The sequence below is a fragment of the Microbacterium capsulatum genome (assembly GCF_030865425.1).
Classification (GTDB): Bacteria; Actinomycetota; Actinomycetes; order Actinomycetales; family Microbacteriaceae; genus Microbacterium; species Microbacterium capsulatum.
On sequence record NZ_JAVFCB010000006.1, the window covers coordinates 134,273 to 158,471 of the forward strand.

Annotated in this window: 21 protein-coding genes; 7 read left to right on the plus strand and 14 right to left on the minus strand. The window is 72.5% G+C overall.

The annotated features are described in order from the left end of the window. Window positions 1-9 precede the first annotated feature (9 nt). The gene (locus tag RBR11_RS11760; protein WP_308489532.1) at window positions 10-756 is read right to left on the minus strand and encodes an SDR family NAD(P)-dependent oxidoreductase; all 747 of its coding nucleotides are present in this window, start codon (window positions 754-756) and stop codon (window positions 10-12) included. A 217-nt stretch (window positions 757-973) separates the two neighbouring features. On the opposite strand from RBR11_RS11760, the gene RBR11_RS11765 reads away from it, so the two are divergent. The 3 genes from RBR11_RS11765 to RBR11_RS11775 are packed head-to-tail and all read left to right on the plus strand — an operon-like array spanning window position 974 to window position 4,957. Further along, window positions 974-2,416 carry an APC family permease gene (locus RBR11_RS11765; RefSeq protein WP_308489533.1) on the plus strand — a complete coding sequence of 481 codons (1,443 nt, stop codon included), beginning with the start codon at window positions 974-976 and terminating at the stop codon, window positions 2,414-2,416. A gap of 47 nt (window positions 2,417-2,463) precedes the next feature. Further along, window positions 2,464-3,312 carry a MoaF C-terminal domain-containing protein gene (locus RBR11_RS11770; RefSeq protein ID WP_308489534.1) on the plus strand — a complete coding sequence of 283 codons (849 nt, stop codon included), beginning with the start codon at window positions 2,464-2,466 and terminating at the stop codon, window positions 3,310-3,312. 1 nt (window position 3,313) lies between these two features. After that, window positions 3,314-4,957, plus strand: coding sequence for an amidohydrolase (locus RBR11_RS11775; RefSeq protein ID WP_308489535.1), 1,644 nt, complete (start codon window positions 3,314-3,316; stop codon window positions 4,955-4,957). Between the two features lie 54 nt (window positions 4,958-5,011). Here RBR11_RS11775 and RBR11_RS11780 read toward each other — a convergent pair whose 3' ends face one another. Genes RBR11_RS11780 through RBR11_RS11800 form a run of 5 tightly spaced genes read right to left on the minus strand, consistent with a single transcriptional unit; the run spans window position 5,012 to window position 10,726 of the window. Next, window positions 5,012-7,321, minus strand: a complete 2,310-nt coding sequence (locus tag RBR11_RS11780) for an arylsulfatase (protein WP_308489536.1) — start codon at window positions 7,319-7,321, stop codon at window positions 5,012-5,014. Next, window positions 7,322-8,104: an ABC transporter ATP-binding protein gene (locus tag RBR11_RS11785; RefSeq protein ID WP_308489537.1), complete on the minus strand. Its 783-nt coding sequence runs from the start codon at window positions 8,102-8,104 to the stop codon at window positions 7,322-7,324. Beyond that, window positions 8,101-8,937 carry an ABC transporter permease gene (locus RBR11_RS11790; RefSeq protein WP_308489538.1) on the minus strand — a complete coding sequence of 279 codons (837 nt, stop codon included), beginning with the start codon at window positions 8,935-8,937 and terminating at the stop codon, window positions 8,101-8,103. The genes RBR11_RS11785 and RBR11_RS11790 overlap by 4 nt, the downstream gene beginning before the upstream one ends. Then, window positions 8,937-9,716 carry an ABC transporter permease gene (locus tag RBR11_RS11795; protein ID WP_308489539.1) on the minus strand — a complete coding sequence of 260 codons (780 nt, stop codon included), beginning with the start codon at window positions 9,714-9,716 and terminating at the stop codon, window positions 8,937-8,939. The genes RBR11_RS11790 and RBR11_RS11795 overlap by 1 nt, the downstream gene beginning before the upstream one ends. A gap of 5 nt (window positions 9,717-9,721) precedes the next feature. Then, window positions 9,722-10,726, minus strand: a complete 1,005-nt coding sequence (locus RBR11_RS11800; protein WP_308489540.1) for an ABC transporter substrate-binding protein — start codon at window positions 10,724-10,726, stop codon at window positions 9,722-9,724. A 219-nt stretch (window positions 10,727-10,945) separates the two neighbouring features. On the opposite strand from RBR11_RS11800, the gene RBR11_RS11805 reads away from it, so the two are divergent. Beyond that, window positions 10,946-11,569: a TetR/AcrR family transcriptional regulator gene (locus RBR11_RS11805; protein ID WP_308489541.1), complete on the plus strand. Its 624-nt coding sequence runs from the start codon at window positions 10,946-10,948 to the stop codon at window positions 11,567-11,569. On the opposite strand, the gene RBR11_RS11810 is transcribed toward RBR11_RS11805, so the two are convergent. The 3 genes from RBR11_RS11810 to RBR11_RS11820 form a co-directional block, all read right to left on the minus strand. Continuing rightward, entirely contained in the window at window positions 11,566-13,059 is a 1,494-nt protein-coding gene (locus tag RBR11_RS11810; RefSeq protein WP_308489542.1) for a GMC family oxidoreductase, read from the minus strand. The genes RBR11_RS11805 and RBR11_RS11810 overlap by 4 nt on opposite strands. A gap of 3 nt (window positions 13,060-13,062) precedes the next feature. Further along, on the minus strand, window positions 13,063-14,493 hold the full coding sequence (locus RBR11_RS11815; protein ID WP_308489543.1) for an aldehyde dehydrogenase family protein: 1,431 nt from the start codon (window positions 14,491-14,493) through the stop codon (window positions 13,063-13,065). A gap of 145 nt (window positions 14,494-14,638) precedes the next feature. Beyond that, window positions 14,639-15,703 (minus strand): winged helix DNA-binding domain-containing protein, encoded by a 1,065-nt coding sequence (locus tag RBR11_RS11820; RefSeq protein WP_308489544.1) that lies wholly within the window; start codon window positions 15,701-15,703, stop codon window positions 14,639-14,641. A gap of 244 nt (window positions 15,704-15,947) precedes the next feature. On the opposite strand from RBR11_RS11820, the gene RBR11_RS11825 reads away from it, so the two are divergent. The 3 genes from RBR11_RS11825 to RBR11_RS11835 are packed head-to-tail and all read left to right on the plus strand — an operon-like array spanning window position 15,948 to window position 18,749. Next, the gene (locus RBR11_RS11825; RefSeq protein ID WP_308489545.1) at window positions 15,948-17,360 is read left to right on the plus strand and encodes a ferredoxin reductase family protein; all 1,413 of its coding nucleotides are present in this window, start codon (window positions 15,948-15,950) and stop codon (window positions 17,358-17,360) included. 25 nt (window positions 17,361-17,385) lie between these two features. Next, a complete protein-coding gene (locus RBR11_RS11830) occupies window positions 17,386-17,925 on the plus strand; it encodes an FMN-binding protein (protein ID WP_308489547.1) in 540 nt (179 codons plus the stop codon). Next, window positions 17,922-18,749, plus strand: a complete 828-nt coding sequence (locus RBR11_RS11835; RefSeq protein ID WP_308489548.1) for an FAD:protein FMN transferase — start codon at window positions 17,922-17,924, stop codon at window positions 18,747-18,749. Before RBR11_RS11830 ends, RBR11_RS11835 begins: the two co-directional genes overlap by 4 nt. A gap of 29 nt (window positions 18,750-18,778) precedes the next feature. On the opposite strand, the gene RBR11_RS11840 is transcribed toward RBR11_RS11835, so the two are convergent. The 5 genes from RBR11_RS11840 to RBR11_RS11860 form a co-directional block, all read right to left on the minus strand. Further along, the gene (locus tag RBR11_RS11840) at window positions 18,779-19,786 is read right to left on the minus strand and encodes a sensor histidine kinase (RefSeq protein ID WP_308489549.1); all 1,008 of its coding nucleotides are present in this window, start codon (window positions 19,784-19,786) and stop codon (window positions 18,779-18,781) included. Next, entirely contained in the window at window positions 19,783-20,451 is a 669-nt protein-coding gene (locus tag RBR11_RS11845) for a response regulator transcription factor (RefSeq protein WP_308489550.1), read from the minus strand. The genes RBR11_RS11840 and RBR11_RS11845 overlap by 4 nt, the downstream gene beginning before the upstream one ends. Window positions 20,452-20,723: 272 nt before the next feature. Next, window positions 20,724-22,169, minus strand: coding sequence for a glyceraldehyde-3-phosphate dehydrogenase (locus RBR11_RS11850; RefSeq protein WP_308489551.1), 1,446 nt, complete (start codon window positions 22,167-22,169; stop codon window positions 20,724-20,726). A gap of 195 nt (window positions 22,170-22,364) precedes the next feature. Then, complete coding sequence (gene murQ / locus RBR11_RS11855) at window positions 22,365-23,315, minus strand: N-acetylmuramic acid 6-phosphate etherase (RefSeq protein ID WP_308489552.1); 951 nt, start codon at window positions 23,313-23,315, stop codon at window positions 22,365-22,367. After that, window positions 23,305-24,198: an N-acetylglucosamine kinase gene (locus tag RBR11_RS11860; protein WP_308489553.1), complete on the minus strand. Its 894-nt coding sequence runs from the start codon at window positions 24,196-24,198 to the stop codon at window positions 23,305-23,307. The genes murQ and RBR11_RS11860 overlap by 11 nt, the downstream gene beginning before the upstream one ends. Window position 24,199 lies beyond the last annotated feature (1 nt).

The window sequence follows — 24,199 nt, forward strand, 5'->3', positions numbered from 1 at the left end:
GATCTGAACTCAGGCGGGGAAGCCGGAGCGGGCACTGAAGCCGAAATCGCTGAGGATCCCGGAGCCGTTCACCGCCGCCGCGCGCGGCGAGGCGAGGTAGACGACGTGCGCGGCGACCTCGTCTGCGCTCTGCACGGGGAAGGAGCGGGCGGCGAACGCGTCGTCGCCGAGGTCGCCGCGGCTCATCGGGGTGTCCACGATCGACGGCGACACGGTCGTGACGCGCACGTCGTCGCCGGCGAGGTCGACGCTGAGCGCGCGGCCGAACTGCACGAGAGCCGCCTTGGACGCGCAGTACGCCGCCATGCCCGGCGAGGCGACGTACGCGGAATCGCTGGCGACGAGCACGACCGAGGCGGCCGGAGCCTTGCGGAGCGCCGGCAGGGCACGGCGCAGCACGAGGAACGCCCCGGTGACGTTGACGGCGAACACGGCCTGCCACGCCGACAGCGACGTCTGTTCGATCCCGGATCCGACCGGGCCGGAGATCCCGGCGCAGCACACCACCGTGTGCAGCGCCCCGAGCACGTCGATCGCCCGGTCGACCCCGGCGGCGACGGATCCCTCGTCGGTCACGTCCGCGACGACCGCGACGGATCCGGGGCAGAGCGCGGCGGTGCCCGCGAGGCCCGCCGCGTCGCGGTCCAGGAGCGCCACGCGGACGCCTTCCGCGGCGAGCGCGCGCGCCACCGCGCGGCCGATTCCACTCGCCGCCCCCGTGACCAGGGCGGTCCTGCCCTGCAGCTCCAGCTCCATCGCCGTTCCCTCCGGATGCGGACCCGCCCTGGGATGCGGGGCCCGTCCCGCCATCCTGCTCCGAGGCTCCGGCGACGCGGAGGGCGGCGCCCGCGGGTGTGCGCGCTGGCACCATCGTCCTTCGCTGACGGGCAAGCCGCATCGCCACGCAGGCGGCAGACTCGCTGAAGACAGCAACGCACGTCGTCGTGCCCGTCACCCGAGCGAAGGAGCCGATGTGACCACCACCTCAGAACAGGCGCACACCACCCTGCGAACCGGCGCGCTGGGCGTCGCCGGGATCGTCTTCCTGGTGCTCGCCGCAGTCGCCCCGCTCACCGGCATCGTCGTCGTCGCGTCGCTCGCGATCGCACTCGGCAACGGCGGCGGCGCTCCGATGTCGTTCTTCCTCGTCGCCGTGATCCTGCTGCTGTTCGCGGTCGGCTACGCGCAGATGTCGAAGCAGCTCGTCAACGCCGGCGGCTTCTACGCGTTCGTCGTGCGCGGCCTCGGCCGCACGGGCGGGCTCGTGGCGGGCCTCATCGCGACCCTCGGCTACAACTTCTTCGTCGTCGGTACGATCGGCACGAGCGGCTTCTTCATGCAGACGATCATCAAGGACCTCACCGGTTTCGACCTGAGCTGGATCGTCTGGGGCCTGCTCTCGATCGCGGTCTGCTTCGTCCTCGCCCGGATCGGCGTGGACTTCTCCTCGAAGGTGCTCGGTGTCTGCCTGGTGCTGGAGACGCTCATGCTCGTCGTCTTCGACATCTCCGTGTTCGTGCAGCGCGGCTTCGACATCGCCGCGTTCAGCCCGGAGTGGGTGTTCTCCGGATCCCTGCCCATCGGCATGCTGCTCGCCGCGACCGGCTTCCTCGGCTTCGAGGCGACCGCGCTGTTCGGCGAGGAGGCGAAGGAGCCGCTGCGCACGGTCCCCCGCGCCACCTACACCGCCATCATCGCGATCGCCCTCATCCTCGGCATCACCGCCTGGGCCGTGGTCAGCGCGATCGGCGTGCCGAAGGCACAGAAGGTCGCCACCGATCACCTCGCGAACGGCGACCTCGTCTTCTCGCTCGCGCAGCGCTACCTCGGCGGCCCGCTCACCACGGTGATGATGGTCCTGCTGCTGGTCAGCCTGTTCGCCGCCATGCTCGCCTTCCACAACTCCGCCAGCCGCTACCTGTACGCGCTCGGCCGCGCGCGGGTGCTGCCGAGCGTCCTCGCCCGCACCCGGGAGAGCGGATCGCCCGCGGTCGCCGGGATCGTGCAGGCCGGTTTCGCCGCGATCGTCGCGGTGATCTTCTTCTTCGCAGGAGCGGATCCGATCCTCACCGTCGTGCCCGCGATGCTCGGCTTCGGCACGCTCAGCGTGCTCATCCTTCAGGGCCTCGCCGCGCTCTCGATCGTCGTCGCCTTCCGCCGTCAGGGCGACGCCCGCTGGTGGAGCACCTTCATCGCCCCCGGGCTCGGCTTCCTCGGCATCACCGCGATCTCGATCCTCGCGATCGTGAACTTCGACATCGTCGCCGGATCCGACGCCCTCGCCATCCGGCTGATGCCACTGCTGCTCGTCCTCGCCCTCGTCGGCGGGATCGGGTACGCCGCCTACCTGAAGCGCGCGAAGCCCGCCGTGTACGACGGGCTCGCCACCGACCTCGAGAAGGTCGGTGCCCGCTGACCGGGCGTCCGACAGACCGCACAACAGACCACACGAAGGAGAGATCCATGACGACCATGAACCCCGCCGACACCTCCACCTGGCTGCCGCTGGACGGCCTCGCCCCCGGATTCGACGCGAACAAGGCCCCGCACACCACGGCCCTGGCCGGCCGGCGGATCGACGTCACCGCGCCGAACGGCACCCGCATCGCGCACGCCTTCGCCGAGAACGAGGTCACCTGGACCTACAGCCCCGGCGAGGGAGACCCGACCGCCCCGGCGACGGACACCGACGCGTACGAAGCGATCGAGGTCGACGACGACCTGTTCTACGTGCAGTTCCACCACGACTACAAGCCGAACGAGGCGGTGTCGCTCGTGATCGACCTGCGCGCGGGACGGGTGCTCTCGGTGATCAGCGAGATCCTGCCCGAGGCGGAGCAGGGACGCACCCGCGTGCAGCACCACTTCGGCACGGCGACCATCGACGGCGTCGAGGTGTCCGGCGCCGAACCGCACCCGACGACCGCCCTGATCGGCCGGCGCGTCGAGTGGGTGTACAGCGAGGTGCACGCCTACGAGCACGTCTACCTCTCCGAGCGCTGGTACTCGTGGCAGTGCCTGGCCGGCCCCGAGCGCGGCCTCGCCGACACCGACGAGAACAGCGTGTGGGAGATCCGTCCGGGCATCTACCTGTTCGCGTGGCGCGAGAAGGTCATCCCGTGCGCCTCGGTGACGATCGCCGACCACCGCGACGTCACCCGGATCCGCTCGCACGGCGTGCTGTTCGGCCTGGACGAGACCGGCGAGATCCCGACGCACTTCACGTTCGGCGCCTGGGGCCGGCTCATCTCGGTGACCCACCACGCGCCCGAGCTCGAGCCGGCCGGATTCGGCTCCGCGACCGGGGCGTGAGATGACCGGGCCCGCCGACCTCATCGTCACCGCGGCGACGATCCGCACCTCCTCCCCCGCCGGCACCGCCACGGCCTTCGCCGTGCGCGACGGCCGGATCGTCGCGATCGGCGGGGCCGCCGAGGTCGAGGCGCTCCGGGGCCCGCAGACCCGGTCGCTCTACCTCGGGGACGCGGCGGTCTACCCCGGCTTCGCGGACGTGCACAACCACCACGCGCTCGCGGGCCGCACCGAGCTCTTCGAGCTCGTGCTGCCGCCGGCGCTGACGCCGGACGAGATCCTCGACCGCGTGCGTGCGAAGGCCGCGACGCTGCCGGAGGACGCCTGGATCGTCGGCGGGGCCGTCGCCAGCACGGTGCTGCCGACGCTCGCGAACACCGCGGCGCGGCGGCGGTTGGACGAGGCGGCGGGCGGGCGCCCGGTGATGATCGTGGAGGACTCCCGGCACAACCGCTGGGCGAACTCGCGGGCCCTGGAGCTCGCCGGGATCACCGCGTCGTCGCTTCCCGCGGGCGGTGTCACGATCCTGGACGACGAGGACGGCACTCCGACCGGGGTGCTGCTGGAGGCGGCGGGGATCCCCGTGCAGGAGGCGTACGACCGCTCGGGCGGGCTCACCGCCGAACAGCACCGGATGGCGTCCCGCCACGGCGTGCACCTGGCGAACTCGTACGGGATCACCGCGTTCCAGGACGCCGGCGTCTCCACCGACATCCTCGGCGCACTGGCCGCGCTGGACGGCGACGGTGAGCTGGACGCGTGGGTCGTGTCCTCGCTGCTGGTGAACGACGAGATCTTCGGGTTCGACCCGGTCGGATCCCCGCTCATCGCGCGCGGCGAGGAGTTCCGCACGGCGCACCACCGCCCGGACTTCGTGAAGATCTTCCTGGACGGCGTGCCGCCGGCGCGCACGGCCTCGTTCCTCGAGCCGTACGTGCCCGACGCCGCACACGGCGCGCACTTCCACGGCGAGACGACGATGGACTTCGATGAGCTCTACGGCTGGCTGCGCCGCGTCGCCGACCGCGGACTCGGCGCGAAGGTGCACTGCACCGGCGACGGATCCGCCCGGCTCGTCCTGGACGTCGCCGAGCGGCTGCGCGGCGAGGGCGTGACCACGCCGATCCAGATCGCGCACGGGCAGTTCCTCGCCCCCTCGGACATCCCCCGTCTCGCGGAGCTCGACGTCGTCGCCGACATCTCGCCGTTCCTCTGGTTCCCCGGCGTCATCCCGCAGATGCTCACCGAGGTGCTCGGCGAGCGCGCGGAGCACTCCCAGCCGAACCGCGCGCTGCTCGACGCCGGCGCCCTCGTCGCGGGCGGCTCGGACTGGCCGGTGAGCGAGTCCCCGAACCCGCTCGAGGGCATCCAGGGGCTCGTCACCCGCGCGGATCCGCTGCGCCGGGCGCCGGGCACGCTGTGGCCCGAGCAGGCGATCACCGCGGAGGAGGCGCTGCAGGTGTTCACCCGCAACGCCGCCGTCGCCATGGGCCTGGGCGCCGAGACGGGCTCGCTCGAGGTCGGCAAGTCGGCGGACTTCGTCGTGCTCGACCGCGACGCGATCGGTGGGCCGGCGGACGGCATCGTCGACGCGACCGTGCTGTCCACCTGGTTCGCCGGCCGCGAGGTGTACACCGCAGGCTGACGCACGACCGCCGGCCCCGGGCGATGCGCGCCCGGGGCCGGCATCGTGGCGCGGTCAGTCCACGAGGTCCTGCACCTCGCGTGCGATCGCCCGGAGCACGGTCGGGTCCTCGGGCGACCTCTCCCCCGGCAGGTAGTCCACCGCGAGGATCCTTCCGCCGTCGAACCGGAACGTCCCGTGCGCCTCGTGCAGGTCCCAGTCGACCGGCCCGCCGTAGTCGTAGCCGACGCTGATCCCCGTGAAGGGCGCCATCCCGAGGAGCATCGGCAGGTCGTCGATCCGCACCCTCTCGGCGCCGTCGACGTCCACGGCGAAGCTCCAGCGCAGCCCGACGTCGGCGCGCACGCGCAGCACGACCTCGTGCAGGCCTGGTCCCGGTGCGGCGGCCCGCGCCCGCCGCATGGCGCCGTACGCGTTGTAGCCCAGGAGCAGCTCGCCGTCCTCGAGCGCGAGCAGATAGCCGCCGCCCTGGTCGCCGTGCGCGACGATCACGCCCGCCGCACCGGGTTCGAGCAGCAGATCGACGTGCACCTCGAACGAGCGCAGCACGGTCAGTCGCGCGGAGCGGAAGCGCTCGAGCGGAGGGCGGAACGGCACGAGGCGCACGGGCTCGGAGAGCGCCGCCTCGGTGTCCGGACGCACGGTGTGCAGCGTCCCGTCGTCGTCCAGCGGGAACACCGTGTTCCGCCAGGCCTCCTGACGCCATCGCTCCGCGAGGCCGCGCAGCCGGTCCGGCTCCTGCCACGCCCGGTCGACCGTCTCGGTGGGGTCGCTGCCGAGATGGTAGAGCTCCCAGACGCCGCCCGCCGCCCCCTCCGCGGCCGAGGGCGGCACCGGCGAGACCGCCTTCCAGTCCCCGTCGACGAGCGCGCGGCGCCCGATGCACTCGAAGTACTGCCGTTCCCGGCCGGGTGCGGACCGGTCGGCGAGCACGTCGACGATGCTGCTGCCGTCGATCTCGAGCGCCTCGGCCCCGTTCCACCGCGCCGGCCGGCCCACCCCTGCCAGTTCCAGGAGGGTCGGGGCGAGGTCCGACACGAACACGAACTGGTCGCGGATCCCGGCGGAGGCGGCCCCCGCGGGCCAGGACACCACGAGGGGCGCATGCACGCCGCCCTCGTAGGTGGTGCCCTTGAAGGATCGGAACGGCGTGTTGGAGACCCGTGCCCACCCGGTCGGGTACTGGCCGAAGAGACGGGGGCCGCCGATGTCCTCGATCGGGCGGGGAACGTCGGAGACCCAGCCGTCCGGCACTGCGCCGTGCAGGCCGAACTGGGAGAAGTAGCTGCGGGTGCCGCCCGGACCGCCCTCGGCGGTGCCGCCGTTGTCGCTGGCCAGCACGACGATCGTGTTCTCCCGCTCGCCGAGCTCGTCCAGGCGCGCGAGCAGCCGGCCGAGGCTCTGGTCGATCTCGTCGACGGCCGCGGCGTAGACCTCCATGTGCCGGGCGAAGCGCGCGCGCTCCTCGTCGGTCAGGGCGTCCCAGTGCGGGATCCGGTCGCCGTCCGCGATCGGATCCGCGGGCAGTGCGGCGTGCGGGGGAACGATCCCCCGGGCGCGCTGGCGGGCGAAGCGCTCCTCCCGCAGGGCGTTCCATCCCCGCTCGTAGCGTCCGCGGTACTTCTCGATGTCCGCGGCCTTGGCCTGGATCGGCCCGTGCACAGAGGTGTGCGCGTAGTAGAGGAAGAAGGGTTTGCGGCGGTCGTTCACCCGCAGCTCGTCGATCATCGCGATCGCCCGGTCGGTGAGCTCGTCCGTGAGGAAGAAGCCCTCGGGGTATTCCGGCACGTCGACGACCGAGTTGTCCTGTACGAGCCGGTGCGGGTGGTGCAGGGAGGTGAAGCCGTCCATCGCCCCGAAGTAGCGGTCGAACCCGCGCTGCAGAGGCCAGGAGGAGCGATCGGCGCCGTCGTGCAGCCGGGACTCCAGGGTGAGGTGCCACTTGCCGACCATGAACGTGGCGTAGCCGCCCGCGCGCAGTGACTCCGCGAGCGTCGGGGCGTCGGCGGGCAGCTCGCAGGCGAATCCCGGGTACCCCGGATCGATGTGCGCGACGTAGCCGAACCCGGCGCGATGCGGGTTGAGGCCGGTGAGCAGGGCCGCACGGGCGGGCGAGCACATCGGGGCGGTGCGGTAGTTCGTGAACACCCAGCCCTCGTCGGCGAGGCGGTCGATCACGGGGGTCTCGATCTCGCCGCCGAACGGGCCGAGGTCGCTGAAGCCCAGGTCGTCGACGAGCATGACGACGATGTTCGGCGCGCCGGCCGGCGCGGTCGCCCTGGCCGGCCAGGAGGGCTCGGACTGCGAGGTGAACTCGCCGACGCGGCCGTCGAACCTCTCGTAGCCGCGGGCGCCCTCGTCCATTCAGCCCGCCTTCCGGATGTGCTCGAAGATGCGCGTGCGCAGCTCCGCGAACTCCGGCAGCGCCCGGGTGCGCAGCTGGTCGCGGGGCTCCGGGAACGCGATCTCGATCACCTCGGTGACCCGGGCGGGACGCTCGCCGAGCACGACGACGCGGTCGGACAGGTAGACGGCCTCGTCGATGTCGTGCGTGACGATGACGATGGTCATGCCGAACTGCTCGCGGATCCGCAGGCACAGGTCCTCGAGCTCGAAGCGGGTCTGCGCGTCGACCGAGGCGAACGGCTCGTCCATCACGAGCACCTCGGGGCGGTACGCGATGGCCCGGGCGATCGCGACGCGCTGCTGCATGCCGCCGGACAGCTGCCACGGGTACTTCGTCTCGGCGCCGGAGAGGCCGACGGCGGCGAGCGCCGCTGTGATCCGCTCCTCCCGCTCCGCCGCGGGCAGCCGCAGGTGACGCAGCGGGAGCCGCACGTTGCGCTCCACCGTGAGCCAGGGCATCAGCGAGCGGGTGTACTCCTGGAACACCAGCGCCATCTCCTGCGGCGGACCGTCGATGGGGACGCCGTCGATCGCCGCCACACCGGCCGTGTACGGCTGCAGGCCGGTCAGGCACTTCAGCAGCGTCGTCTTGCCGATGCCGGACGGCCCGACGATGCAGGCGACCTCTCCGACGTGCACGTCGAACGTGAGGTCGGCGATGACCGGCACGTCCCCGCTCTTGGTGCGGTAGGTCTTGGCGAGACCCTGGACGCTCAGGCGCACGGGCGTGACGATGCTCATTCGCTCTTCTCCAATTGTTGCGAGGCGATGTACCAGCGCAGGATCGCGCGGCGGAACAGGGTGAACAGGGCGGTCGCGGCGTATCCGATGACGCCGAGGACGAGGATGCCCGCCCACATGTCGGTGATCGCGAACGACTGCTGCGCGAGCAGGGTCGCCGCGCCCAGACCGGTCGAGGAGCCCAGCATCTCGCTCGCGATCATGACGACGAACGCCGTGATCAGGCTCACCTGCATCCCGGAGAGGATGCGCGGGCTCGCCGCGGGCAGGACGAGCTGGAACACCCGCTCCGCGCGGCTGAGCCGGTAGACCCGCCCGACCATCTCGAGCGTCGGATCCCCGGCCCTGACGCCGTCGATCGTCGAGATGAGGATCGGGAACAGCGCGGCGAGCGAGATGGACAGGATGCGCGTCTCGTTCCCGAAGCCGATGATCGAGACGAAGATGGGGACGAGGGCGACCGGCGGGATCGCCCGGAAGAAGTGGATCGTCGGCTCGACGAACCAGCTCAGCCAGGCGATCAGGCCGAGCGCGCAGCCCAGCAGCACGCCGACGACGGTCGCGATCGCGAACGACAGGACGAGGTTCAGCACCGAGACCCCGATGTCGCCGAGGAACGCCGGTGTGGCCAGGAGCTGACCGAGGCGGCCGACGATGGCCGACAACGGCGGGAAGAACGTGTTGGTCGATCCGGCGGACACGATCCACCACAGCGCCACGAGGACGACGGGGACCGCGATCTCGGTGCCGATCAGCGCCCACCGCGGTGCGCCGCTCGTGCGGCGTCCGCGACGCAGCCGCGCGGTCGTCTGGACCGAGGACGTGAGGGTCATCAGTGCTGCTCCTTCCGGTACTGGGGGTGCCAGTGCAGCAGCGTGCGCTCTCCCCACTGGCTGAGCCCCTGGATGACGAGCCCGAGGACGCCGAGGATGAGCACGTAACCGAACAGCTGCGCCTGGTTCCCGGAGATCTGGGACATCAGCAGGCTCTGCCCGAGCCCGGGCCCACCGCCGAGCAGACCAGCGACGACGGCGATGACGAGCGACGTCGGCGCGGCCACCCGGATCGCCGTGCCGATGTACGGCAGCGCACTGGGGAGCACGATCCGGCCGAGGATCTCGGCCCGGCTCATGCCGTACGACGCGCCGGTCGCGCGGGTGACCGGGTCCGTGTCGAAGACGCCGGCCGAGCTCTGCACGGCGATCGCGATGAACGACCCGAAGAACACGAGGAACGTGCCCATGCCCGAGGTGGGGCCGAGAACCAGGACGACCACGGGCAGGATGACGATCGGCGGGATCGGCTTGAGGAACTCCAGGGGCACCCTCGTCGCATGCATCGCCAGCGGCGAGGATCCGATCGCGACCCCCAGCAGCACCCCGACGAAAGCGGCCGCGATGAGGCCCGTGAAGGCCATGACGAGGGTGTCGCCGGTCGCCTGCCACAGTCCGGGGGTGCCGAGGAGGCCTCCCGCCGCCTCCAGCGCCTGCAGCGCCGAGGGCAGCGGGGCCCGGGAGAGCGGCCCGACGGTGGCCACGAACTGCCACATCGCCAGCGCGACCAGCACACCCGCAGCCCCGGTGAGGGTGGGCAGCGTCCTCGAACGTGTCATCGCCGTCATTTCGCGACGATGACGCCCGTGAGGTCGACCGGCTTCGGCAGGAAGCCGAGGTCGACCATCTTCGTGTCCGGTCGCTGCAGATCCTCCTGGGCGACCACGGTGGGCCAGAACGGCACCTTCACCTGGTCGAGGGTCAGCGTGGACTTCGTGTAGGCGAGGCCGGCCTTGATGGCCTCGTCGGGATGCGCGGTCGCGTACTCGTTCGACTTCACGATCGCGCGCTGGAAGGCGCGGATCACGTCCTTCTTCGCCTGAACCGTGGACGAACCGGACGTCCACAGGCCGGTGGCGCCCTGCTCGAAGAAGCCGACGGACGGCGCGGACAGCTGCGTGGAGCCGTTCGCGAGCGCCTGCGCGGTGAACGGGCTCACCAGGCCGGCCGCGTCGACGGTGCCGTTCTTGAGCGCGGCGACCGCCGAGGTGAAATCGAGCACGACCCACTTGACGCCGCTCGCCGGATCGACGCCGGCCTTCTTCAGCTCCTCGGAGATCACGACCTCGAGCTGGGCCTTGCGCGCGGGGATCGCGATGGTCTTGCCGGCCAGGTCCTTCACCGAGGTCACCCCGCCCTTGGCGCTCGCGAACAGCCCGGTGTCGTCCAGCTTGGCCGGGTCGGCGGCGGTGGACGCGCCCTGCGGGTAGCCGTCGGCGGCTCCGACCACCTTGATCGGCACGCCCTGGTTCAGCGCGTTCAGCAGCGGGATGCTCGGGGCGTAGGCCACGTCGACCTGACCGCTCTGCACCGCCGCGAGGCCCGCCGGCGGGTTCGCGACGATCGACGTCTCGATCTTCAGGCCCTCGTCGGCGAAGAAGCCCTTGGCCATGCCGGTGAGCAGGCTGCCGTCCGAGGTGAGTCCGATCGTGGCGACCTTCACCGTCGTGAGCTGGCCGCCGTGGCCGGGCTCGGCCGATCCGGAGGAGGACGAGCAGCCGGCGAGGGCGACGGCGGCGCCGACCGCGGCCAGGGCGGCGACGGCACGGAGTGCGCGGGTGATTTCCATGGGGTGCTTCCTGTCTTGGCGCTTCTCTGCGGGATCGGACGGAGGGCCTCTTGGCGCGACATCCTCGTCTTTAATCACCACTTGGTCACTCAAAGAATACTCAGGCGACTAGTGTTGTCAAGGGATTCTCACGTTTTAGTCTCCAATTGGTTATCTTTCCGCGGAGACCTGGGCGAGCACGGCTCCCCCTAGGATCGACAGCATCAGGAGGGGGAACACGTGCCCAAGATCGTCGACCACAACGAGCGGCGCGAGCACATCGCCGACGCCGCGACGCAGGTGATCATCCGCGAGGGCTTCGAGCGGCTCACCATGCGCGAGATCGCCGCGGCGGCCGGGTACAGCCACGGCGCGATCGCCCGCTACTTCCCCACCAAGGAGAGCCTGCTCACCGCCTCCTTCGTGCGGCTCCACGTGGAGGCCAACGGACGGATCCTGACCGAGGTCGCGGGCAAGCGCGGCCTCGACGCGCTGGAGCAGATGTGCCGCGAGATCCTCCCGTTCGGGGAACTCGGTCCCAAGTACGCCCGCGTCGTCATCGCGTTCTGGGACCACGCCTCGCAGGACACGAGGATCACCCAGATCCACCGCGAGAACAATCAGCGCTGGCGGGACCAGTTCCGCCGCTTCCTCGTCGAGGCGCGGGAGGACGGGGAACTCGCCGCGCACATCGACATCGACACGGCGGTCGGCGAGGTCGCCTCGCGCAACGCCGGTTGGCAGATGGTGTCGGTGCTGCTGCCGGAGGCCGCCGGGGACGAGCGCATCGAGGCCGGACTGCAGGCCCTGCTCGCGGAGCTGCGCGGCCGGACCCCTGACGAGCCCGGCCGCGCGGCCTCCTAGTCCGCGTCCTCCAGAACGAGCCGCGCGCCGATCTCGCCGATCACGGCGGCCGGGGCGTTGGTGTTGCCCGTCGTGATCGTGGGCATCACCGACGCGTCGATCACGCGCAGGCCGGCGATGCCGCGGACGCGCAGACGCGGATCCACGACCGCCCGGTCGTCAGAGCCCATCCGGCAGGTGCCGACCTGGTGGTGGTAGGTGATCGAGGTCCGGCGGACCCAGTCCTCCACGTCCTCATCGGCCACCTCGGGTCCCGGATACGCCTCGGTCGCGCCCCAGGCCTCGGCGAGCGCCGGGCGGGCGCCGATGCGGCGGGCCTGACGCACGGAGGCGGCGAGAGCGGCCACGTCGCGCTCGTCCTCGAGGGCTGCGAGGTCGATGAGCAGCGGATCCGCGAGCCCCGCGCCGGACAGGCGCAGGCTGCCGCGGCTGTGCGGCGTCACGAGTCCCGCCATGAGCGAGAAGCCGTCGCCGGGGCCGTGGGTGCCGGGACGCGGCTCCAGCTCGCCCCACATCGGCACGGAGAAGTGGATCGGCTGGGTGTCCGGCTCCGCCAGGTCGTCCCGGCTGCGCCAGAACAGGTGCGTCTGCGTGACCGAGACGCCGGGCTGCGGCGGACCGACCGGTTCGCGGGTCGTGAAGATCACCGGGGAGAGCAGGTGGTCGTGCAGGTCGGCGCCCACAGCGGGCGCATCCCGGACGACGTCGATGCCGAGGGTCTCCAGATCCGCGCGGGGGCCGATGCCGCTGCGCAGCAGGATCGCCGGGCTGCCCAGCGCACCTGCGGCCAGGACCACCTCGTCGGCCCGCAGGTCCCGCTGTTCCGAGCCCTCGCCGAGGCGCACGCCCACCGCGCGGCCGTCCTCGACGATCACGGAGTGCACCTCCGCGTCGGTGACGACCCGCAGGTTCGCGGCGTCCTCGACGGGCCGCACGTACGCCATCCAGGTGTTCACCCGGCGCCCGTCGCGCATCGTCACCTGCTCCTGGGAGATCCCGTCGAGCGTGCCGCCGTTGTAGTCGGGGTTGCGCTCGAGGCCCTCCTCGACGGCGGCGTCGACGATGGACCGCTGGATCGGGGTCAGCGGGTAGTCGTCGGTCACCGGCAGCAGGTCGTTCTCGATCGCCTCGAACACGGGCGCCACCGCCGACCAGCCCCAGCCGGTCGCGCCGGAGCGCTCCCAGCCGTCGTAGTCGCTCGCGGCGCAGCGCACCCAGATCATCGCGTTCAGCGCATGGGATCCTCCGGTCACCCTGCCGCGAGGAAGGTGCAGCCGACGGCCGGCCGCATGCTCCTGCGGCACCGTGTACAGGTCCCAGTCCTCGGCGGCGTGCCACAGCTCCCCCGCACGGGCGGGATCGTGGATCGCGGGGTTCGTGTCGTAGCCGCCGGCCTCGACGAGCGTGACGTCGTATCCGGCATCGACGAGCCGGCGGGTCACGATGCTGCCGGACGTGCCGGCGCCGACGACGACGACCGAGCGCGGCACGGTTCAGCCCTTCCGGCCCGGGCCCGAGACGACCTGCGTCACCGAGACCGACTTGAGCCCCTCCACGCCGAACTCGAGGCCGTAGCCCGAGGCCTTCACGCCGCCGAACGGCACCATCGGGTGGATCCCGCCGTGCGTGTTGATCCACACCGTGCCGGACTGCATCCGCGTGGCGGCCTCGCGGGCGGCCTCCGGATCGCTCGACCAGACCGAGGCGCCGAGACCCGCGTCGATCCCGTTGGCCCACGCGAACGCCTGGTCCACGTCGGAATAGCGGATGACCGGCAGCGCGGGGCCGAACTGCTCCTCCTGCACGAGGTCGGCGTCGTTGGAGATGTCCGCGACGATCGTGGGACGGTAGAAGAGCTCCCCCAGCTCGGGCGCCGCCTCGCCACCGGTGACGATCCGGGCGCCGCGGGCCCTCGCGTCCTCGACGAGGCGCGAGACGATGTCGAACTGCGGCCTGTTCTGCAGCGGCCCGAGCACATTGTTCTCGTCCAGGCCGTTGCCCATCGGCATGCTCGCGGCGATCCCGGCGAGCGCTTCCACGACCTGGTCGTAGACCGAGTCGTGCACGTAGAGGCGCTTCAGCGCCGCGCAGGTCTGGCCGGTGTTCAGGAACGCGCCCCAGAACAGATCCTCGGCGATGGCGGCGGGATCCGTGCCCGGGAGCACGATGCCCGCGTCGTTGCCGCCCATCTCGAGCGTGAGCCGGGCGAGGTTGCCCGCGGAGGCCTCGATGATCTTGCGGCCGGTCGCGGTGGATCCGGTGAACATGATCTTCGCGATGTCGGGGTGCGAGCTCAGCCGGGCGCCGACCTCGCGGTCGCCCGAGATGCCGGTCAGCACGTCGGCGGGCAGCACGTCGTTCATGACCGCGAGCATCGCGAGCACGCTCAGCGGCGTGTACTCGCTGGGCTTGACGACGACCGTGTTGCCCATCCGCAGCGACGGTCCGATCTGCCAGATCGTGATCATCAGAGGCCAGTTCCACGGGCCGATCGCGCCGACGACTCCCGCCGCCTTGTAGACGAGTTCGGCGTGCATGCTCTCGTCGTCGATCAGCACCTCGGGCTCGAGCACGGTGGTCGCGTTGGTGCGCAGCCACGCGGTGCACGCGCCCAGCTCGAAGCGCGCGTTCGGGCCGTTCAGCGGCTTGCCCTGCTCGCGGGACAGGATGTGCGCGAGCGCCTCGGCGTTCGCGTCGATCGCGTCGGCGGCGGCGAGCAGCAGCTCGCTGCGCTCGGCGTGCCCGAGCCCCTCCCACGCCGGCTGGGCCGCCTTCGCACGCGCGATCGCGTCATCGAGGTCGGCGACGGTGTGCACCGGGGCGCGGCCGATCGTCTCCCGCGTCGCGGCGTCCGGGATCTCGCGGCCGGATCCCTCCGGAGCCTGGATGCGGTCGAGCAGGGCTGCTGCGGACGTGTCGGTCATCGGTCTCTCCTTCGAGCGTGCGGGCGACGAGTCGTCCCCTCCATTCTCGGCACGAGCTCCGCCGGCCGGTTGTCGTCGAGCGCGCCGCACATGTCGTGGCGCGAAGGATCTCGGCCTCGGGCGGCCTGGCCGCCGACACCGGACGTCAGTGCACCGCGACGAAGTCCGCGTAGCGGCGCAGGGCGGCGGCGACCTGCTCGAGATCGAGCGCGGCGTCGAAAAGCTCGGGGATCGGGTGCTCGCGGTGCCGGCCGACGGCGGCCGAGTGCGTCCAGGCACCGGCGATCCTGCCGGCGGCGAGCAGGCTCGCGCGGACCATGCCGTTCTTCCCGGGGCCGATCAGCGCCATGCTCTCGGCGGACGCGACCGCGGACCGGTCGGCGTAGGAGATGTAGTACTCGTCGAACATCGGCAGCGCGAGGACCCGCGTGTCGTCGGATCCCGCGGCCCGGCGTGGATGCGAGGCCGCGACGTATACGCCGTCCGCGGTCTCGGTCACACGGTGCCGTCCGCGCTCGACCGCCTCGCGGGCGGCGGTGATCGGCAGCCCCGACCACCACGCGAAGTCGTCCACGGTCGCGGGGCCGTGCCCGTCGACGTAGCGGACGAAGAACTCGGCGAGCGGATCCGCCGGCGCTGCGGTCTCGGGGATCCATTGTTCGGCGAGCACGAAGAGCTGCTCGCGGGAGACCGCGCCGTCGCGGCGCACGACCGGACCCTGCACCAGGATCCCGCGCACGTTCAGCGCGTAGATGAGGTGCACGCCGCGCTGTCCGCCCGGGTCGATGCCGAGGTCGGTGAGATCGTCGAACAGCTGCGCCCTGTTGCGGCCGCCGTCGGCGAGGCGATCGCGGAACGCCGCCTCGACACGCGCGATCAGGGCGTCGTCGATGCCGAGCTGGCGCTGCCGGGTCGCATCCTGGCGCAGCTGCCTCTCCCCCGTGACCGAGAGCACCCAGCGCACGTCCTCGGCCGGGACGGTGTGCAGAGTGCCGCGCATCGTGTGCGTGCGGACGAGCTCTCCGCGGTCGAACGCGGCGTCGACCGCCGCGAGCGTCGCGGATCCGGCCGCGCGGATGCCGAGGGCCCAGCGCCCGGCGAGGAAGTCCTGGCTCTGCACGGCGAGCATGTGCCGCGCGGCCTCGACCGGGGTGCGCGCGGGTGCGGTGAGCCGGTGCGAGCGGAGCCGTTCCTTCAGCAGAGCCGTCATGGAGCCCATCCTGCCGGGTGCCGCCGACATCCCCGCGCACCGCGACCGGCTCACGGACGGGACGGGCTCCGTCCGGGTCCGCCGCGAACCCGATGGATACCCCCATCCCCCGCGCACCGCGACCGGCTCACGGACGGGACAGGCCCCGTCCGGGTCCGCCGCGAACCCGATGGATTCCCTATGACCCCGCTCAAGGGGGCCGATTCTTGGCCTTCTCTGTCAAACCGGCGCGGACGATGGTGCCATGGCCTCGCTCACCTCCCTCGCCCCGGCGCCGCGACCGCTCCTCGCGTCGACGCCGCGCAGGGGCCCGCTGCTGTGGCGGCTGACCGCGGTGACGCTGATCTGGGCGACCAGCCTGTTCGTGCTCGCGCTGTGGGTGAGCGGGGGCGGCATCCAGTCGACCTTCGCCTTCGACGGCGACACGTTCACGACACTCGGGCGCGTGACCGGACTCGGCTCGGCCAACCTGCTGCTGTACCAGGTGCTGCTCATGGCGCGGGTGCCGGTGTTCGAGCGCGGCTTCGGCCGCGACGGCATCACCCGGATGCACCGCCTCGTCGGCTTCTGGTCGTTCTGGCTGCTGATGGCCCACCTCGTGCTCATCACGATCGGCTACGCGATCACGTCCTCGACGAACGTGTTCGTGCAGGCGTGGGACTTCGTCTGGGACTACCCGGGCATGCTCCTGGCCACCGCCGGCACCGGCCTGCTGATCCTGGTCGTGGTGACCTCGATCCGCCGTGCCCGCCGCCGGCTCCGCTACGAGTCGTGGCACCTGCTGCACCTGTACGGCTACCTCGGCGCCGGCCTCGCGATCCCGCACATGCTCTGGACCGGGGCGGACTTCACCGCCTCCGTCGGCGCGACCGTGTACTGGTGGGCGCTGTGGGCCGTGACCGCCGCGTGCGTGCTGTGGTTCCGGATCGCGCTGCCGCTCATCCGCAGCGCCCGGCACCGGCTGCGGGTGATCGCGGTCGAGGCCGACGGGCCGGACGGGATCTGCGTCCACATCGCCGGGCGGCAGGTGCACCGCCTCGGCGCGCAGGCCGGCCAGTTCTTCGTCTGGCGCTTCCTCGACGGACCCGGCTGGTCGCGCGGCCACCCTTTCTCGCTCGCGGCCGCCCCGCTCGGTGAGGAGCTCGTGCTCTCCGCGCGCCGGGTCGGCGACGGCACCGAGCGCCTCGCCGGGCTGCGCCCCGGCACGCGCGTCATGATCGAGGGCCCCTACGGCTCGATGACCGGCGAACGGCGCACGGGATCCAAACTGCTCATGCTCGGCGCCGGCGCCGGCGTCGCCCCCCTCGTCGCGCTCCTGCAGGCCGAGCCCTACGCGCCGGGAGAGGCGATCCTGATCACGCGCGACCACTCCGCCGCGCACGGCCTGCGCCGCGCCGACATCGACCGGCTGGCCGCCTCGCGCGGGCTCGTGCACTACACCCTGAACGGGCGGCGCGCGGCCTCGGGGGCGAGTTGGCTGCCCGCCAGCCACGCGCAGTGGGACGGCGTCGGGCTGCTGCGCCACGTCGCCCCCGATCTCGAGGAGTACGACGTCTACCTGTGCGGACCGACCCCGTGGATGCGGAGCATCCACCGCGATCTGCGCACCGCGGGTCTGGGCCCCGACCGCATCCACAGCGAGGCGTTCGCCGTCTGACGGCCCCCGACCGGGAGGAATCATCATGAAGAGGATCGTCTACGCGGTGCTGGCCACCGTGGCCGGGCTCGTGCTGCTGTTCAGCTACCGCACCTCCCTCGAGGGCGAAGCCGCTCCGCTCGCGGGCGGGACAGGCGCGACGACGTCGGGCGCGACGGGATCGACCGGATCCGGATCCGCGGGATCGTCGTCGGGATCGTCGTCGTCCGGATCGTCGTCATCGTCCGGGTCGTCCGGATCCTCGTCGTCCGGGTCGTCCGGATCCGCCTCCTCGTCGAGCACCCTCAAGGACGGCACGTTCACCGGGCGGGCGGCGGACACCCGCTACGGGCCGGTGCAGGTCAGGATCACGGTGTCCGGCGGGAGGATCACGAACGTCTCGGTGCCGCAGTACCCGAACACCGAGCGCCGCGATCAGCAGATCAACTCGTACGCCGTCCCGCAGCTGATCTCGGAGACGATCAGCGCGCAGTCGGCGAAGGTCGACATGATCTCCGGCGCCACGTTCACCTCGGACGGCTACCAGCAGTCGTTGCAGAGCGCCCTCGACCAGGCGAAGGCATGAGCGCGGGCCCGCACCGGCACGTCCGCACGGCCGCGCTCATGGGGACGGTCGCGAGCGTGCACGTGCTCGCCGCCGAGTCCGAGCCCGGGGCCGGGACGTCCGCACGGATCACCGCGGCGATGACGGCCGCGCTCGACGAGCTGCACGAACTCGACCGGCTGTTCTCCCCGTTCCGCCACGACTCGCAGATCTCCGCGCTGCGCGACGGCCGGATCGGCTGGGACGACGCGGATCCACGGATCCTCGAGGTCGCGGACGCCTGCGCCCGGCTCACGACCGTCTCGGCCGGTCGCTTCGACGCGCGCCGGCAGGGCTGGTTCGACCCGACCGGTCTGGTCAAGGGCTGGGCGGTCGAGCGCGCGGCGATGCACCACCTCGCCCCGCTGGTCGCCGAGGCGGGCACCGTCGCGGCCGGCCTCTCCGCGGGCGGCGACATGCAGCTGCTCACCGCGCCGGACGCCGCCTGGACCTGGAACGTGGGGATCGCGGATCCGCTCTCCCCCGGCGCCCTGCGCGCGACCGTGCCGGTGCGGGACGGGGCCGTTGCGACGTCCGGCGCTGCAGAACGCGGGGCGCACATCGTCGATCCGCGGACCGGGAGCGCGGTCGTCGACCCGGCGACCGCGACCGTCCTCGCTCCCCGGCTGAGCGATGCCGACGCCTGGGCCACGATCGCGGTCGTGGCCGGATTCGACGACCTCACCTGGCTGCGCAGCGCCCCGGACACCTCGGGGATGCTGATCGCCTCAGACGGCCGGATCCGGCGCTGGGCGCACGGCGTCGAGATCGCGGAGGCCGCGGACCTGCTCGTGCCGGGTCGTTGAGCGAGCACGGCGACGTCGCGTCGACGGGCTCAGGGACCGGTCGTGGCGGCGGGCAGCCGGAGCAGGAACGTCGTCCCCTCCGCGGAGGTGCGCTCGATGCCGACCGCGCCGCCGTACCGCGTCGCCACGTCCCTCACGAGCGCGAGCCCGAGCCCGAATCCGCGCCGGCGGCCGGTCTCCGGCCCGCGGGCGAAGCGCGTGAAGATCCGCTCCCGGTCCTCCGGGCGCACGCCGGGGCCGCGGTCGGCGACCCGGATCTCGACGTACCCGGCCGGGCCGGAGCCTGCCGCGATGGTCACGGCGGATCCGGCCGGCGCGTGCTGCACGGCGTTGTCGAGCAGCGCCGTGCACAGCCGGGTCAGGGTGACCGCCGGCGCCGCGACCGCGAGGCCGGCACCGGCCCTCTGCTCGAGCACGACTCCCGCGCCCTCGGCGATCGGCTGCAGCAGCTCGACCGCGGCGCGCACCGCCTCGGCCGCGTCGGTGCTCCCAGCCTCCACGGGCGCCCCGTCGGCCACCGCCTGATCCGCCTGCGCGGCCAGCAGCAGCTCCGTGAGGATGTCGTCCATCGTCGCCGTGTCCCGGCGCAGCCGCTCGAGCGCGTCGTCGATCGGCTCGCCGCGGCGCAGGCGGCGCTGCAGGATCTGCACCCGGCTCGACATCGCGGTGAGCGGGGTGCGCAGCTCGTGGCTCGCGTCGGCGACGAAGTCCCGCTGGGCCCGCAGCGCCACCTCGAGCGGGGCGACCGCCCGCCGCGCCGTGGCCCAGGCGATCAGCCCCAGCACGGCGACCCCGACCACGCCGAGCACGACCACCCAGGGCAGCACCCGGTCCACGTCCACGACGATGTGGTCGGGGTTGGCCGGCAGCCCGGCCGGCCCGCCGAAGCCCGGCCCCTGCGGACGCGAGGTGCTGAGGATCACCGCGATGAGGATCCCGACGCCCGCCGCGATCACGACGGCCGAGGCGACACCGGTCCACAGCCCGATCTGCCGGGCGGACCGGCGCACCCGGTCCCGGTCGGCGGATCCGCTCATGCCGGCATCCCCGCCCGGTAGCCGCGCCCGCGCACCGTGTCGATCATGTCGGTCGTGGTCTTGCGGCGGATGTAGTGCACGTAGGTGTCGACAGTGCCCACGCCGTCGGCCGAGCCGAAGACGGCGCGGAGGATCTCCTCGCGGCTGAACACCCGCTCCGGGCTCGCGGAGAGGAACTCCAGGAACGCTGCCTCGGTCGCGGTCAGGGCGACCCGCAGCCCGTTCGGTGCGTACAGCGCCCAGGAGTCGGGGACGAACACCCACTCCCCGATCGCGCGCCGGCGTCCCTCGGCCTGGAATCCGCGGCGCAGCGCGCGCAGCCGGGCGAGCAGTTCGTCGAAGTCGAACGGCTTGGTCAGATAGTCGTTCGCGCCGGCGTCGAGGCCCTCGACCCGGTCCGGCACGGCGCCGAGGGCGGTGAGCATGAGCACGGGCGTGGTGATCCGCGCGGTCCGGATCGCCTCGACCAGGCTCGCGCCGTCCATGCCGGGCAGGCGCCGATCGACCACCATGACGTCGTACCGCTCGTCCAGCGCCCGGCGGAGGGCCGCCGCGCCGTCGGCGACGTGGTCGACGTCGTACGCCTCGGAGAGCACCTCGACGGTCATCTCGGCGATGTCGGCGTCGTCCTCGACGTAGAGCAGCCGCGCCCGGGTGTCGGCCATGGGACCTCCTGTCCCCAGGATTCCATCACACGGCCTCCAAGACGGCGCCCAGGATCCCGGATCCCCCGCCGAAAACGACGCTCGCTGGTCGCGACACGCCCTCAAATCGCGGGCCTGTGGGGGGGGGGCGGCCCGCGCGGCGGGGTGGGTCGGAGCCGGGGGCCGGGGGCGCCGGGACGGAGGGGCCGGGCCGGAGAGCCGGGGGCGCCGGGCCGGAGAGCCGGGGGCGCTGGGCCGGAGAGCCGGGGGCGACGCGCCGGAGAGCCGGGGGCTCAGGCCTGGAGCGTCACCTCGCGGCGGGCCGGGAGCACGACGGGGTGCGAGCCGGCCATGACCTCGAGCACGCGGATGACCTGGCTCGAGTAGCCGAACTCGTTGTCGTACCAGACGTAGAGGATCACGTCGGTCGCGTTCGCGATCGTGGCGAGGCCGTCGACGATGCCGGCGCGGTGCGAGCCGACGAAGTCGGTCGAGACGACCTCGGGCGACTCGACGTAGTCGATCTGCTGGCGCAGCTTCGAGTGCAGCGAGACGCGGCGCAGGTAGTCGTTGATCTCGGCCTTCTCCGCCGGGCGCTCGAGCGTCAGGTGCAGCACCGCGAGCGAGACGTCCGGGGTGGGCACGCGGATCGCGGATCCGGTCAGCTTGCCGGCGAGCTCGGGCAGCGCCCGGGCCACGGCCTTGGCGGCGCCGGTCTCGGTGATGACCATGTTCAGCACGGCGGAGCGGCCGCGGCGGTCGCCCTTGTGGAAGTTGTCGATGAGGTTCTGGTCGTTCGTGAACGAGTGCACCGTCTCGACGTGGCCGCGCACGATGCCGTAGGCCTCGTCGACGGCCTTGAGCACCGGGGTGATCGCGTTGGTCGTGCAGGACGCTGCGGACAGGATCCGGTCGGAGTCGTCGATCGTGTCGTGGTTGATCCCGTGCACGATGTTCTTCAGCTCGCCCTTGCCGGGCGCGGTGAGCAGCACGCGGGCGACGCCGGTGGACTCGAGGTGGCGGCTGAGGCCGGCCTCGTCGCGCCAGCGGCCCGTGTTGTCGACGACGATCGCGTCGTGGATGCCGTAGGCGGTGTAGTCGATGGTGCCGGGGTCGTCGGAGTAGATGACCTGGATCCGGGTGCCGTTGGCGACGATCTGCGAGTTCTCCTCGTCGACGTCGACGGACCCCTCGAAGCGGCCGTGCACGGAGTCGCGCAGCAGCAGCGAGGCGCGCTTGACGAGGTCGTTCTCGGCGCCCTTGCGCACGACGATCGCACGCAGGCGCAGGCCGCTGCCGCCGCCGGTGTGCGCGATGAGGATGCGGGCGAGCAGGCGCCCGATGCGGCCGAAGCCGTAGAGCACCACGTCGGTCGGCTCGGCCGCGGCGGCGTCGCCGAGGGCCGGGGCGAGCTCGGAGCGCAGGCGCTCGACGAGGTCGGCGCCCTGCGCGAACTCGACCAGGCGGCCGATGTCGAGGGAGGACGCGGAGGGGGCGAGCTCGCGCAGCGCCTCGAGCACGGCGAGCGTGTCCTCGAGCTCCAGGGCGTCGTGGCCGAGCGAGGCAACGCGCTCGTGCACCTCGAGGATCTCGTTGGTGGACAGGCCCAGCAGGCGGTGACCGTGCAGCGACGTCACGACGTCCCTGTCGCGGTTCAGTCCGCCGATCAGCGGGATCATCCGCTCGGCGAGTTCTTCTCGGGCCTTCCAGTCGTCGCGGCGCGCGGCGAAATCGTTCATCAGCGTCCTTGGTGCACAGGCGCGCCGAGGAGATGGCGGCGCGGGATCGAGAGGGCGGATCTGCCCACTACCAGCGTAAAGCCGCGCAGGGGGCGTTCTGAGCCGTTCCGGGTCGCAAGAATCCCGAAACTTATCTTTCAGTATAAGAGATAGAACTTCCGCGATGAGAAATATGCCGACGCGCCATGCGAATCCTCAGGAAAGCGCGGCGATCGCGTCCCTCAGGATGCCGTCGGCGTCGGCGAGCGCCGGGGCGGCCGCCTGCGCGGATGCCCCGGTGAACAGCATCAGCAGGGCGAGCTTGACCGATCCGTCCGCCTCGACGAGGGCGCGCACCGCATCGTCCTGCGCGGCACCGGTGAGCTGGATCAGGGTGCGCACCGAGCGGGCGTGCAGCTTCTCGTTCGTGGCACGCAGGTCGACCATCACGCCGCGATAGGTCTTGCCGAGCCGGATCATCGACAGCGTCGAGAGCATGTTCACCACGAGCTTCTGCGCGGTGCCGGCCTTGAGCCGGGTCGAGCCGGTGACGAACTCGGGGCCGACCACGACCTCGATCGGGATCTCGGCGGCGGCGCCGATCGCGGAGCCCGCGTTCGCGGCGATCGCGACCGTCAGGGCGCCGATCCCCCGCGCGTAGGTCAGCCCGCCGACGACGTACGGCGTGCGGCCGGAGGCGGAGATCCCGACCACGGTGTCCGCCTCGGTGAGGCCGAGCTCGCGCAGCGACGCGACGGCGGCGTCGGCGTCGTCCTCGGCGTTCTCCACGGCCGAGCGGATCGCGGTGTCGCCGCCGGCGATCAGCCCGACGACCATGCTCGGGTCGGTGCCGAACGTGGGCGGGCACTCCGAGGCGTCGAGCACGCCCACGCGCCCGGCCGTGCCGGCGCCGATGTAGATGAGTCGCCCGCCGCGGCGGAACCGCGCGGTGATGCCGTCGACGGCCAGGGCGATGTTCCCGGCCTGGGCGGCCACGGCCTCGGGCACGCGCCGGTCCTCGGCGTTCATGGCCGTGACCAGGTCGATCGTCGACAGCAGGTCGAGGTCGCCCCGGTCGGTGTTCGCCTGCTCGGTGGAGAGCCCGGCGAGCACGTCGATCAGGCCGGAGAGCCGGGAGGGGTCTTCGAAGGCGGACTCATTCGGCACGGTGCACGAACCTTTCGTGAAGAGGGGCGCGCCCCTCGGCGATCATGGCCGCGCCGTCCAGCGCGTCCCCTCGGGAGTCGCGGGCGTCGAGCCCGCGGGCGGAGAGCGCGGCTTCCACGGTGGCGCGGAAGCCGGGGTGCGACATCAGGCCGCCGTGCAGGGCGACGGCGGTGGAGTCGCCCGCGGCGGCGCGCGCGGTGTCGGCCAGGAGGCCGGCGGCCTCGTCGCGGATCGCGACCGAGACCGGATCGCCCTGATCGGCGCCGTCGAGGACCGCGGGGGCGAAGGTGGCGAGCAGGCGGGCGGGGGCCGCGGCCTGCCCGACCCAGGAGATCGGGGATTCGGCGTCGCCCATGAGCAGCACGAGCGCGTCGGAGAGCGGAGTCGCGGCGCCCAGGCCGTCCCGGGCGCGGAGCACCGCCCGCACGCCCTCGCGGCCGAGCCAGGATCCGCTGCCTAGGTCGCCGAGATCCGGCCCCCAGCCGTCGACGCTGCGATGCCCGTGCGCGGTGATCCCGAGCGCGACCGCGCCGGTCCCGGCGATGAGCAGCACCCCCGCGTCTCCGCCGAGGGCCCCGACGTGGGCCGAGACCACGTCCGAGGCGACCGCGGCCGGGGCCCGCACGGCGTCGGCGAGGGCTCGGGCGAGCTCCGCGGCGGGCCCGGCGGCGTACAGCGCTCCGGCGGCGCCGACCCCGACGCGCTCGGGGCGGACGTCGGCGAGCAGCGGCAGGATCGCGTCGAGCGCGAGCTGCACCCCGTCGCGGGCGGCGAGGCCGGGGGCGCCGGCCCCCTCGCGCCGCAGCGGCCGGTCGGAAACGGTGCCGCGCACGCGGCAGAGGGACTTGCCGAGATCGACCGCGAGGGTCCCGGAGGAAGGCATG